Below are 12,460 nucleotides of genomic sequence, written 5' to 3'. Positions count from 1 at the left end.
CGTATCTCATCAGATGTCTGGAGGCCTCAGTGAGTTCGACCGCGGGTGGCGGGTCCACCCAGACAGGCGCCCCTGCCGATCCGGCTGCCCGGCTCGGCTTCAAGGCCGGCATGGTCATTCAGGAACTTGGCTGGGACAACGACGCCGACGACGAACTCCGCGTTGCCATCGAGAACGCCCTCGACGCCGACATGGTGGACGGTGACTACGGCAACGTCGTGGACGCGGTCCTGCTGTGGTGGCGACAAGACGACGGCGACCTCGTCGATGGACTCGTCGACTCCCTGACCGACCTCGTCGGCGGTGGCTCCATCTGGTTGATGACCCCGAAGGTCGGCAGGCCGAACGCCGTCGACGCGTCCGACATCGCCGAGGCGGCTCCGATCGCGGGGCTCGCGCAGACCACGACGGCGACCGTCAGCAAGGACTGGGCGGCGACGCGACTGGTGGCACCCAAGACCCCGGCCTGACCGGCTGGGGCAGTACTGCTCCCTCCGCGGCACCGAAGGAACCCACCTGTGCTCGACACCCTGACGGCCCGGCTCGCCTCGACGGCCACGGCCGGCAGGGTGCTGCTCGGCTCCGGCGTCATCCGCCCTCACGGCCCCTCGGTCCTGCTCGGGCTCATGAGCACCCTGCGCCGCTGGGGGACCGGCCCCGGCGGCGGGTTCGCCAGTGTCGCGCTGCGTACGCCGGACCGGGTCGCGATCATCGACGAGCGTGGCTCGCTGGCCTACGCCGAGCTGCACCGCCGCGCCAACGCGCTGGCCCGCGGGCTGCGCGAGCTCGGCGTCGGCGAGGGCGACTCGGTGGCGCTCATGTGCCGCAACCACCGCGGCTTCGTCGAGGCCACGATCGCGATCAACCGCCTCGGTGCCGACGCGCTCTACCTCAACACCGCCTTCGCCGGCCCCCAGCTGCTCGAGGTCCTCGAGCGTGAGGGGCCGCGCGTGGTGATCCACGACGAGGAGTTCGCCGGCCTGCTCGCCGACGAGGTCCCCGGCATCCGGGTGGTCGCGTGGAGCGACGGCCACGCCGGGTCCGCGGGGGAGCGGCTGACGCTGGACGGCCTGATCGCGGCGTCCTGCGGCGACGACCTCGACGCACCCCAGCGCCACGGGCGCATCGTGATCCTGACCTCCGGCACCACCGGCACCCCGAAGGCCGCGCCCCGGGCGGAGCCCGGGATCGACGCGGCGGTCTCGCTGCTCTCCCGGATGCCGCTGCGCGCCGGCTGGCGCACCCACGTGGCCGCCCCGCTGTTCCACACCTGGGGCTACGCGCACATGGCGCTGGCGATGCTGCTCGGCACGACGCTGGTGCTGCGGCGTCGCTTCGACCCCGAGGACGCGCTGCGGGTCGTCGCCGACGAGCGCTGCGAGTGCGTGGTGGTCATCCCGGTCATGCTCCAGCGCATCCTGGCGCTGCCCGAGGACGTCCTGGCCGCCCACGACCTGCCCACCGTGCAGGTGGTGGCGTCGTCGGGCTCGGCGCTGCCCGGCGACCTGGCGCTGGGCTGGATGGACCACTTCGGGGACCACCTCTACAACATCTACGGCTCCACCGAGGTCGCCTACGCCTCGATCGCCACCCCCGAGGACCTGCGCGAGGCGCCCACCTCGGCTGGCCGGCCGCCGTGGGGGACCGTCGTACGTGTCTACGACGAGGACGGCGAGCCCGCGGCGCCGGACACCCCGGGCCGGATCTTCGTGGGCAACACGATCCTCTTCGAGGGCTACAGCGGCGGTGGCGGCAAGGACATGATCGACGGGCTGATGGCCACCGGCGACGTCGGGCGCTTCGGGCCCGACGGCCGGCTCTACGTCGAGGGACGCGACGACGAGATGATCGTCAGCGGCGGCGAGAACGTCTTCCCGCGCGAGGTCGAGGACTGCCTCGCCCGCCACCAGGCCGTCCTCGAGGTGGCCGCGGTCGGCGTCGACGACGAGCAGTACGGCAAGCGTCTGGTGGCCTACGTCGTGCTCCGCGACGGCGCGGAGGTGACCGACGTGCAGCTGCGCGAGTGGGTGAAGGAGAATCTGGCGAGGTTCAAGGTCCCGCGGGACATCGTCATGCTCGACGAGCTGCCCCGCAACGCCACCGGCAAGGTCCTCAAGCGGGATCTGGCCCGGCCGGATACACCGGGCACGCCCGTCAGGAAGGAGTCGTCGTGAGCACCGACCAGGAGGGCATCGCGGGTCTGTCCCTCGGCGGGCTGGCGCCCGACTTCACCCTGCGCGACCAGTTCGGCCAGGACGTGACGCTGTCGTCGTTCCGCGGCACCAAGGCCGTCGCGCTGCTGTTCTACCCCTACGCCTTCTCCGGGGTGTGCACCGGCGAGCTGGCCGGGGTGCGCGACCGCCTCGATGAGTTCTTGACCTTCGACACCGAGGTGCTCGCGATCTCCTGCGACCCGATGTTCGCCCTGCGCGCGTTCGCCGACGCCGAGGGACACAACTTCCCGCTGCTCTCGGACTTCTGGCCGCACGGCGCGGTCACCAGGGCCTACGACGTCTTCGACGAGCGGATCGGCGCACCGCGGCGCTCGTCGTACGTCATCGACCGCGAGGGCCGGGTGCGCTGGTCGGTGCACAACGCGATGCCCGAGGGCCGTGACCTCGACGAGCACCTGCGCCAGCTGCACGCCCTGACCTGAGCGGCCCCGCGGGACTAGACCGCCCGGGCGGCTTTCCCGGGATCGCTCGCACCACGCCCGGCGCGGGGCCTACGCTCCCCGGGTCGGACCGCTGGTGACCCGAGACACCGGCGGTCCGACGTCTGTCCCCGGGCCTTCCCGGCCGGCCGCTTCGCGCCGGACCGCGGCTCTCGTCTAGTCTGTGGCCGCGAAATGAGCACGGGCGTATAGCTCAGCGGTAGAGCCCCTCGCTTACAACGAGGTGGTCGGGGGTTCGATCCCCTCTGCGCCCACCGAACACCACGCGCACGGTCTGGGCCGTCGCTCGGATCACGGCCGCCACGCGTCGAGGTAGTCGGCGTGGTCGGCGTACGGCAGCGCGAGCAGCTGACGGATCGCGGTGGCGTAGCCCGGCAGGTCGTCGGCGCTCGCCGCCTCGGCCAGCTGCAGGAGCCCCCGCTTGGCCTCGCAGTCGCCCAGCACCCGCGCCACGCCGGTGACGGCGACGGCGGTCTCGGGGGCTGGGGCGGGCGTCGCACCCTCGTCGTGGCGGGCCTGCTCCGCGACCTCGCGGGCGAGCTCCTCGTCCTCCTCGATCCGGGCCCGCACGAACTCCACGATCTCGTCCATCGGGCCAGCCTGGCACCGTTCTGTTTTTTCGCGTGTGCGCACGTTTGAAACAAGTCGATCGCCGTACGTTTTTGCGACAGAGTGGGGCGCGCCGTGCTGGCGGCCGGATGTGCGTGAGCCCCGGCCCGCCCCGGCGCCGTGTTGGTGTCCTACGGTCGCCCGACGGGGGGGTCGACCGCAGGACGCCAACGCGTGCCGTCGCGCGAAGCGGCGCCCCGACCTGTCGCTCGAGCCTGTCCGGACTCGCCGCCGGTGTCGTACGGTGCTGACGCCGCCCGTGGGACCACCCGCCCTGGAGGACCGATGCCGACGTCGCTCGCTGATCGCCTCGACGCGCGACACGTGCTGCTCACCGGGGTCACCGGCTTCGTCGGCGAGGCGCTGCTGCACCTGCTGCTGAGCGAGGCCCCGGGCTGTCGCACGACGGTGCTGGTGCGGGCCAGGGGCGCGCAGGGGGCGGCAGACCGGATCGCCGAGCTGCTCGGCAAGGCGATCTTCGCCCCGGTGGTCGAGGCCGCCGGCGGGGTGGAGCGGCTGATGGCGTCGCGGGTGGCGGTGCTGGAGGGCAACCTCGCGCAGGCGCCGGCCCTGCCCGACGGGCTCGACGGGGTCGTCCACTGCGCGGGCGACGTGTCCTTCGACCCGCCGGTGGACCAGGGCTTCGCGACCAACGTGGTCGGCACCCGCGACCTGCTCGCCCGCATCGACGAGGCGCTGGCGCGCGAGCGCCGCTCGCCCGAGGCGATCCACTACGTGCACGTCTCCACGGCCTACGTCGCGGGACGCCGGCGCGGCCACGTCGCGGAGGGCCCGGTGGAGCACGACGTCGACCTCGAGGCCGAGCTCGCCTGGGGGCTGGCCGAGCGCGCGGACGTCGAGCGGCGCTCGCGGGGCGCCGAGCACCTGACCCGGGAGCGCCGCCGGGCCGAGAAGGAGCACGGGCGCGCCGGGCTGCTCACGGCGGCCCGCGCGACGGAGGCCGCGCGGCGCGAGTGGGTGCAGGAGGAGCTGGCGCGGGTCGGCAGCGAGCGGGCACGCAGCCTGGGCTGGACCGACTGCTACACCTTCACCAAGGCGCTCGGCGAGCGGGTGGTCGAGGGGTGGGCACGCACGCACCGCGCCTCGATCGTGCGCCCGAGCATCATCGAGTCCGCGCTCGCACGCCCGCACCCCGGGTGGATCGAGGGCTTCAAGATGGCCGAGCCGCTGATCCTCGCCTACGGGCGCGGAGAGCTGCCGGAGTTCCCCGCGGCCGCCGACACGATCGTCGACATCGTCCCGGTCGACCACGTGGTCGCCGCGCTCGTCGCGGTGCTCGCGCACCCGCCGGCGCCCGGCGCCCCGGCGTACTTCCACGTCACCTCGGGGGACCGCAACCCGCTGGCCTTCGCGGCGCTCTACGTCCACGTCCGCGGCTACTTCGAGCAGCACCCGTTCACCACCGGTGACCGGGGCGCGGCCCGGCTGCCGGAGTGGCGCTTCCCGGGCGCGCCGGCGGTGGAGCGGCTGCTCACCTCCAGCGAGCGGGCGCACCGGGCCGCCGGCTATGTGCTCGGCCATGCGCCGCGCGGGGACCGCACCCGCGACCTCGCCCGGCGCCTGGACCAGCAGGGGCGGCGACTGGCGTTCCTGCGCCGCTACCTGGACCTGTACCGCGAGTACGCCCAGGCCGAGCTGCGCTTCTCCGACGCCCACACGCTCGCGCTGTGGAGCTCGCTGAGCGCCGAGGACCGCGAGCGGTTCGCCTTCGACACCGCCGCGATCGACTGGGCGGTCTACCTGCGCGACATCCACTGCCCCGCTGTCACCGCGCCGGTTCGCGCGATGGACGAGCTGCGCGCCGCACGGGGACCCCGGACCGCCGGCGTCGCCCGCGAGGTGGGAGAGCACCCCGGCACCGCGGCGTTCTTCGACATGGACGGCACGCTGCTGTCCTCCAACGTCATCGAGACCTACCTGTGGATGCGGCTGCGGGAGCTGACGCCCGGCGCCCGGTTCGCCGAGCTGGCCCGGATCGCGGCGAAGGTGCCCACCCTCGTGCAGGCCGACCGGCGCCAGCGCAGCGACTTCCTGCGCACGCTCTACCGCGAGTACGCCGGGGCGCGTCTCACCGACCTCGAGCAGGTCGTGGACGAGCAGCTCGCCGGCCACGTCGTCTCCCGCCTCTCACCCGACGCGGTGCGCCGGATCCGCCAGCACCGTGCCGCCGGGCAGCGCACGGTGCTGATCACCGGCGCGATCGCCCCGCTGACCCGGCCGCTGGCCCCGCTCTTCGACCACATCGAGGCCGCCGAGCTCGCGGTCGACGAGCGCGGTGTGTGCACCGGGCACCTGGCGGGCTCGCCGCTGGTGGGGGAGTCCCGGGCCGCGTTCCTGCGCTCCTGGGCCGCCGCGCACGACGTGGACCTGGCGCAGTCCTTCGCCTACGCCGACAGCCACTCCGACCTGCCGCTGCTCGCTGCGGTGGGCAACCCGGTCGCCGTACGCCCCGACGTGGCGCTGTTCCGCCACGCGCGCCGCCACCGCTGGACGGTGGTCGACTGGGCCAGCCCGCCGGCCGCGGGTCGCGCCCTGAACCCCGCCGGCGGTGGTGCCCGGTGATGCTGGCCCTGGAGATGTTCCGGTCGCTGCCGCGCACGGTCGCCGGCCGCGCGGTCGGCGCGCGCCTGCCCGGCATCCTGTCCGGGTACGCCGCGCCGCTGCGGCTGGTCACGATCGACGCGCCGCAGGCAACCCGGCCCGGCTGGGCGCGGCTGCGCACCCGGCTCTCGGGCATCTGCGGCTCCGACCTCTCGATGCTGTCCGGGCAGACGTCGCTGTACTTCTCCGCGGTCGTGTCGCTGCCGTTCGTGCCGGGGCACGAGGTGGTGGCCGAGCTGCTCGACGACTGCGAGGACCTGCCGGCCGGCACCCGCGTCGTGCTCGACCCCGTGCTCGCCTGCGCGGCCCGCGGCGTCGAGCCGTGCCCGTCCTGCGCCCGGGGCGCGACCAACCGCTGCGCGCGGATCACGGTGGGTGCGCTCTCGGCCGGCCTGCAGACCGGCTTCTGCCACGACACCGGCGGCGGGTGGGGCCAGCAGCTGGTCGCGCACCGCAGCCAGCTGCATCCCGTGCCGGCGGAGGTCGACGACGTCCGGGCGCTGCTGCTCGAGCCGCTGGCCTGCGCGGTGCACACCGCGCTGCGAGCAGGGGTCCGCCCCGACGACCGGGTGCTGGTCAGCGGAGCCGGCCTGGTGGGCCTGCTGACCGCCTTCGCCCTGCGCGCCCTGACCCCGACCGGCGAGATGCTCGTGGTCGCCAAGCACCCCCACCAGCGCGCGCTGGCCGCGTCGCTGGGGGCCAGCGAGGTGGTCGGCCCCGAGGAGGTGCTGCGCCGGGTGCGTCGCGCCACCGGCGCCTTCCAGGTGCAGCCCGAGCTGTCCTCGCCGTACCTCCTCGGCGGGGTGGACGTCGCGGTGGACGCCGTCGGGTCGCGCCGCTCGCTGGAGACCGTGCTGCAGGCCACCCGGGCCGGGGGGCGCGTCGTGCTGTCCGGGATGCCCGCCGCCGCGGACCTCTCGGCGGCGTGGTTCCGCGAGCTCGAGGTCGTCGGCAGCTATGCCTCGGCGGTGCACGAGCCGGGCGCGGGTGGCGCCTGGGCGGGGCGCAGCGCCTTCGAGATCGCCACCGCGCTGCTGCCCGCGCCCGCCCTCGCGGAGGTGGCCGGCGCCGTCGCCCGCTACCCGCTGCACCGCTGGCGCGAGGCCCTCGACCACGCCCACGGGGCCGGCCGGCTCGGCACGGTCAAGGTGGCCTTCGACCCGCGTCCCTCCCCGTCAGCACCCCAGGAGATCTGATGAGCCGTCCCGGATTCGTGCTGGAGGTCGACGACCGCACCCCGCCGCTGGTGGTCCACGAGGGCCTCGGGTTCCGCCTGGAGCGCTTCCCGCTCGGCACCCGCGTGGTCTACCCGCCCGAGTCACTGCCGGTGGTCCCCGACGTGGACGAGGCGATCCGCGAGGCGCTCTTGCACCCGGTCGACGCCGACCCGCTGCCCGCCCTGCTGCGCCCGGGGATGCGGCTCACGATCGCCTTCGACGACGTGTCCCTGCCGCTGCCGGCCATGCGCGCCCCCGACATCCGCGGCCGGATCATCGAGCACGTGCTGACCCTGGCCGCCGAGGCCGGCGTGGACGACGTCGAGCTGGTCGCGGCCAACGCGCTGCACCGCCGGATGACCGCCGCCGAGCTGCGCCACATCGTCGGGGAGCGGGTCTTCCGCTCCTTCCACCCCCAGGGACTGCTCACCAACTTCGACGCCGAGGACCCCGAGGGCCTGGCCCACCTCGGCACCACCGAGCAGGGCGAGGACGTCGAGATCAGCCGTCGCGCGGCCGAGTCGGACCTGGTGGTCTACGTCAACGTCAACCTCGTCGCGATGGACGGCGGGCACAAGTCGGTGGGGATCGGGCTGGCGTCGTACCGCTCGCTGCGCCACCACCACAACGCGCACACGATGGTGCAGTCGCGCTCGTTCATGGACCACACCCGCTCGGCCATGCACCACTCGGCGTGGCGGATGGGGCGGGTGATCAAGGAGCACGTGCAGGTCTTCCAGATCGAGACGACCCTCGACAACGACGTCTTCCCGCGGCCCTACGACTTCTTCCAGAAGCGCGAGTGGGAGTGGTCGGTGCGCGACCAGGCCTCGATGCTCGCCGTCAAGCGCGGCCTCGCACTCGCCCCGCAGCGGCTTCGGCACCGCCTCTTCCACGACCTGCGCGGCGCCTACGGCTTGACCGGCGTCGCCGCGGGCGAGGTGGAGGCCGTGCACGCCCGCACCCTGGAGCGGGTGCACCGCCAGCAGTTGGTGGAGGTGCAGGGGCAGTCCGACGTGCTGGTGCTCGGGGTGCCCTACCTGGGCCCCTACAACGTCAACAGCTCGATGAACCCGGTGCTGGCCACCTGCATGGGGCTGGGCTACTTCTTCAACTCCTACCGCCACCAGCCGGTGGTGCGCCCCGGCGGCGCGGTGGTGCTCTACCACCCGCTCGACGAGGGGTTCGACCAGCTGCACCACCCCTCCTACGTCGACTTCTACGAGGAGGTGCTGGCCGAGTCGACCGACCCGGCGGTGATCGGGCAGAAGTACGAGCGGCAGTTCGCCGAGGACGAGTGGTACCGCCACCTCTACCGCACCTCGCACGCCTACCACGGGGTGCACCCGTTCTACATGTGGTACTGGGCGGCGCACGCGATGGACCACGTCGGCGACGTGATCTGGGTGGGGGCCGACCGCAAGGTCGCGGCCCGGCTCGGCTTCCGGGCCGCCTCGACGCTCGCCGACGCCCTCGAGATGGCCTCGGGCACCGTCGGCTCCTCCCCGTCGATCACCTACCTGCACAGCCCGCCGCACCTGCTCGCGGACGTGCGGTGACGTGATGGGCTTCCTCGCCGGGACCGCCGAGGACCTGCGCACGGTCGCGCGCGGCTGGCGCTGGGGACGGCGCTCGCAGGTCCCGCGATCGGCGGAGCCGTGGGTGCGTGCGCAGCAGACCTCGGTGTTCCCCTCCGACTGGTCCCGCAGACCGCCGGCGGTCGCGGCCCGGGAGGTCGCGCAGAAGGCGGGGCTGGAGCCGTTGTTCCGCTCCCAGGTCCGCACCCGTGTCGAGGGCCTCGACGTGCTGGACCGGGTCGAGGGGCCGGTGATCTTCGTGGCCAACCACGCCTCCCACCTCGACACCCCGCTGGTGCTGCTGTCGCTGCCCGCCGAGTGGCGCCGGCGTACGGCGGTCGCCGCGGCGGCCGACTACTTCTTCGACACCTGGTGGCGCGCGGTGGGGTCCTCGCTGCTGTTCAACACCTTCCCGATCGACCGGCACGGCGGGTCGATGGCGGCCACCCCCGGGGAGGTGCTGGCCGAGGGCTGGAGCCTGGTGATCTTTCCCGAGGGCACCCGCTCTCGCGACGGCTGGACCGGCACCTTCCGGATGGGCGCGGCCCACCTCGCGCACGCCCACGGCGTGCCCGTGGTGCCGGTGGCGCACCGGGGGACCTTCGCCGCGATGCCGCGCGGGCAGGACTGGCCCAGCCGCGGGCGGCGCCAGCTGACGATCAGGTTCGGTGAGCCGCTGCGGGTGGCGCCGGGGGAGTCGGCGCGCGAGTTCGCCCCGCGCATCCGCACCGCGCTGGCGGAGCTGCTCGACGAGGACGCGACGACCTGGTGGGCGGCGCGGCGCCGCGCCGCCCGGGGCGCCACCCCCGACCCCGCGGGGCCGGACGTGGCGCCGTGGCGCCGGGTGTGGGAGCAGTCCGCCTCGCCCCGCATCGAGGAGGAGCCGGGCGGGCGGCTGCTGCGCGCCTGGCGGCGCTGACGCCGAGCGGGTGGGGGAGGTGTCTTTCGGCGCAATTGCTGGGAAAAACACCGGTACGGCGCGGCGGTCGGTGTTTTTCCCAGCAATTGCGCGGTGATGACCGGCCCCAGCCCACCGACCCCCACGCCTTGGCGCACCGTCGGCTCGAGCCGGTGGCGTCTCAGCCGGGCCGGAGCACGCACGCCATGAGCGCCGACTGGGCGCACCATTGGTGCCGACTGGGCGGGGTCAGGCCAGGAGGGGTTCGCCCAGCCAGCTGCCGGCCTCGAAGCCCGGCAGCACCGCGAAGCTCGCCGAGCCGATCGCGGTGGTCCACTCGTTGAGCGAGTCGAGCTCGTCGAGGCTCCGCTGGATCGGGACGAACTGATCCAGCAGGTCGGCCTGGAAGCTCTGGAACAACAGCCCGGACTCGACCCCGCGCTCGGTGTCGAGCACGTAGTTGGCGCCCTTGCGGAAGATCCGGCGCCCGCCGTTGAGCCCCGGGTGGGACCGCCGGGCGTGGGCGTCGCGCGCGATGACCGGGCGTCCGCCGGATCGGGCGCGCAGGTCGATGTCGTCGAGCTCGCCACCCCCGCTCAGTGGTGCCCCGTCGTCGAGGCGCCGGCCCACGGACTGCTCCTGCTCGTCGCGGGTGAGCTCGTCCCAGGTGTCGAGGTCCATCCGGATCCGGCGCACCACCAGCGTGGTGCCACCGGCCCAGGGCCCGTCGGGGATCCAGACCGTCTGGTCGAACAGCGGGGTCCCGGGCCGCGGGTTGGCCGACCCGTCGACCTGCCCGAACAGGTTGCGTCCGGTGACCGGCTGCCCCTGCGGACCCGTGCCGTTCCACGAGCCCTGCTGGCGCCAGCGCAGGGTCGCGAACGGCGCCGCGTCCGCGACCAGACGTCGTACGGCGTGCGCCACGGTGGTGGCGTCGCGCCCGGCGACGTGCAGCACCAGGTCCCCGCCGTTCCAGCGCTCCTGCAGCCGGTCGTGGCGCATGGGCGGCACCTCGCCGAAACCGGGCGGGGGAGTGCGGAGGCGGCGTGGGCCGAACGCCCCCGGGCCCACCCCGACGGTGATCGTCAGGTCGGCGTTGGCGGTGGCCAGCCAGGGCGCGGTGTCACCCGGCGCGGGGCGACCCTGCGTCAGGGCCTCGACGTCGCCGGTCCACACCCGCATCAGCCGCCCGAGCGCGTCACGGTCGGTGCCGGCCAGCAGGTCCAGCGCGACGAGCTCGGTGACGTGGGCGGGCGCGGCCGCCACGCCGGGCTGGTGCGGACCGTGCGGCGCGATCGTGCGCCCGGCCCAGGCCGACGTGTCGGCGGCAGGCGCCTGGTCCTCGGCGCGGCTGCTCGACCCCGCCAGCGTCGCGCCGCCGACACCGGCGGCCGCACCCGCGACCGCCGTGCCGACGTAGCCCAGGAAGCCGCGGCGTCCGACTCCCGAGGTGCTCACGGGTGCTCGTGGTCCTCGTCGCCGTGGCCCTCGTCGCCGTGGTCGTGGGAGCCGTGGTCGTGGTAGTCGCCCTCCTCCTCGGTGAAGGCCTTGACCGGCGCGGTGATCTCCTGGGTGCTCCCGTCGGAGAACTCCAGGGTCAGCGTGACCTCGTCGCCCGCGGCGAGCTCGTCGGAGAGGCCCATCAGCATGACGTGGTAGCCGCCGGGCTGGAGCAGCTGGCCGCCTCGGGCCTTGAGCTCGACGCCGTCCTCGGCCTCCTGCATGACGGCCTTGCCGTCGACGTTCGCCATCTCGTGGATCTCGACGGTGCCGGCGACCTCGCTCGAGGCGGAGACGAGCGTGACCGCCTCGTCGCCCTCGTTGGCCAGGTCCATGAAGGCTGCGGTCATCGAGGTGTCCTCGGCCCCGTCGGTCGCGCGGACCCACGGGTCGGTCACGACGATCTCGGGGCCGCTGGTGGCGGCGGAGCCGGACTGCTCGGCGGGCTCGGCGTCGTCGCCGCAGGCGGTGAGCGCGAGTGCGCCGGCGAGGGCGAGCGCGCCGAGGGCGGAACGGCGGGTGCGGTGGCGGGTGGTGGTGCGGTGCATGGGGTCTCCTCCGGACAGGGGTGGGTGGCGCGCGGCGCGCTGGCTCAGGCGGGGAGGAGACGCGGTGGCCCGCGCCGGGCGACCTGGTGGCCGAGCACCTGGTCGAGGGGCGGACGCCAGCCGGCGACGACCGGCGGGCAGGGGCGCCCGGCGCTCAGGGTGTCGCGCACGGCGGCCAGTGCGCCGCGCAGCACGAGGTGGGCGCGGGCGGCGCTCGCCAGCCGGGCCGCGCCGAGGTGGAGCAGGTGCCACAGGGCGCGCTCGCCGACCGCGAGCCACAGCCCCAGGGCCACCGCGCCCAGCGTGTGCGTGAGGAGCATCGCCGGGCCCTGCTCGGTGAGATGGGCGAGCTGGTGCCGGGCGAGGTCGAGCAGCCCGGTGACCAGCCCGGTGAGCGGGTCGCTCGCCGCGCCGGCGGGTGCGGCGTCGGACGCCGCGGCGTACTGGTCGAGCAGGGAGCCGGTACGCCGGCCCGAGGAGTCGGTGATCTCGAGCAGGGCACCGCCGGGTGCGGCAGGCGCCGCCAGGGTCGACCCGGCCCGGTCCCCGGCGTGGCCGGCGAGGGCGCTCAGCGCTGCATGGGTGAGCGCCTGCCCGCCCACGACCAGCAGCACGAGGCGCCCGGTCGAGGCGCGTGCGCGCAGGAAGGGCACCGCGACGACGCTCGTCAGCCCGAGAAGCACGAGCAGCGCGAGGGGACCGGGGAGCGAGCCGTCGGCGGCGACGTGGGAGACGACCCCGGCACCGAGCGCGGCCACGGCGAGGACCACGGCGCGGGTCCACAGCAGCGGTGTGCTCATCGGGTCCCTCTCGTC

The 12,460-nt window shown here is 74.5% G+C and carries 11 protein-coding genes and 1 tRNA gene; 8 read left to right on the top strand and 4 right to left on the bottom strand.

The annotated features are described in order from the left end of the window. Positions 1–29: 29 nt before the first annotated feature. The 4 genes from GFH29_RS13400 to GFH29_RS13385 all read left to right on the top strand — a co-directional run bounded on the left by GFH29_RS13400 (position 30) and on the right by GFH29_RS13385 (position 2,928). The gene (locus tag GFH29_RS13400; protein ID WP_153324338.1) at positions 30–470 is read left to right on the top strand and encodes a DUF3052 domain-containing protein; all 441 of its coding nucleotides are present in this window, start codon (positions 30–32) and stop codon (positions 468–470) included. 48 nt (positions 471–518) lie between these two features. After that, the gene (locus GFH29_RS13395) at positions 519–2,174 is read left to right on the top strand and encodes an AMP-binding protein (RefSeq protein ID WP_153324337.1); all 1,656 of its coding nucleotides are present in this window, start codon (positions 519–521) and stop codon (positions 2,172–2,174) included. Between the two features lie 17 nt (positions 2,175–2,191). Next, positions 2,192–2,656: a peroxiredoxin gene (locus GFH29_RS13390; RefSeq protein WP_153325783.1), complete on the top strand. Its 465-nt coding sequence runs from the start codon at positions 2,192–2,194 to the stop codon at positions 2,654–2,656. Between the two features lie 200 nt (positions 2,657–2,856). After that, positions 2,857–2,928: transfer RNA gene (locus GFH29_RS13385), tRNA-Val, on the top strand. 37 nt (positions 2,929–2,965) lie between these two features. On the opposite strand, the gene GFH29_RS13380 is transcribed toward GFH29_RS13385, so the two are convergent. Next, positions 2,966–3,265: a DUF6221 family protein gene (locus GFH29_RS13380; protein ID WP_153324336.1), complete on the bottom strand. Its 300-nt coding sequence runs from the start codon at positions 3,263–3,265 to the stop codon at positions 2,966–2,968. 303 nt (positions 3,266–3,568) lie between these two features. Between GFH29_RS13380 and GFH29_RS13375 the strand changes: the two genes are divergently transcribed. The 4 genes from GFH29_RS13375 to GFH29_RS13360 are packed head-to-tail and all read left to right on the top strand — an operon-like array spanning position 3,569 to position 9,618. Further along, complete coding sequence (locus tag GFH29_RS13375; RefSeq protein WP_153324335.1) at positions 3,569–5,866, top strand: HAD-IB family hydrolase; 2,298 nt, start codon at positions 3,569–3,571, stop codon at positions 5,864–5,866. Then, positions 5,866–7,101, top strand: coding sequence for a zinc-dependent alcohol dehydrogenase (locus GFH29_RS13370; protein ID WP_153337779.1), 1,236 nt, complete (start codon positions 5,866–5,868; stop codon positions 7,099–7,101). Before GFH29_RS13375 ends, GFH29_RS13370 begins: the two co-directional genes overlap by 1 nt. After that, positions 7,101–8,681, top strand: coding sequence for a lactate racemase domain-containing protein (locus GFH29_RS13365; protein ID WP_194289091.1), 1,581 nt, complete (start codon positions 7,101–7,103; stop codon positions 8,679–8,681). The genes GFH29_RS13370 and GFH29_RS13365 overlap by 1 nt, the downstream gene beginning before the upstream one ends. 4 nt (positions 8,682–8,685) lie before the next feature. Next, positions 8,686–9,618: a lysophospholipid acyltransferase family protein gene (locus GFH29_RS13360; RefSeq protein WP_153324333.1), complete on the top strand. Its 933-nt coding sequence runs from the start codon at positions 8,686–8,688 to the stop codon at positions 9,616–9,618. Between the two features lie 228 nt (positions 9,619–9,846). Here the strand turns inward: GFH29_RS13360 and GFH29_RS13355 are convergent, their stop codons facing one another. The 3 genes from GFH29_RS13355 to GFH29_RS13345 are packed head-to-tail and all read right to left on the bottom strand — an operon-like array spanning position 9,847 to position 12,445. After that, positions 9,847–11,055, bottom strand: a complete 1,209-nt coding sequence (locus GFH29_RS13355; RefSeq protein WP_153324332.1) for a Dyp-type peroxidase — start codon at positions 11,053–11,055, stop codon at positions 9,847–9,849. Beyond that, positions 11,052–11,645: a copper chaperone PCu(A)C gene (locus tag GFH29_RS13350; RefSeq protein ID WP_153324331.1), complete on the bottom strand. Its 594-nt coding sequence runs from the start codon at positions 11,643–11,645 to the stop codon at positions 11,052–11,054. The genes GFH29_RS13355 and GFH29_RS13350 overlap by 4 nt, the downstream gene beginning before the upstream one ends. A 44-nt stretch (positions 11,646–11,689) precedes the next feature. Further along, on the bottom strand, positions 11,690–12,445 hold the full coding sequence (locus tag GFH29_RS13345) for a hypothetical protein (RefSeq protein ID WP_153324330.1): 756 nt from the start codon (positions 12,443–12,445) through the stop codon (positions 11,690–11,692). Positions 12,446–12,460: the final 15 nt, after the last annotated feature.

The sequence above is a fragment of the Nocardioides sp. dk884 genome (genome assembly GCF_009557055.1).
Classification (GTDB): domain Bacteria; phylum Actinomycetota; class Actinomycetes; order Propionibacteriales; family Nocardioidaceae; genus Nocardioides.
Note: the sequence above shows the minus strand (reverse complement) of the source record. Positions and strands in the feature narration are given on the sequence as shown.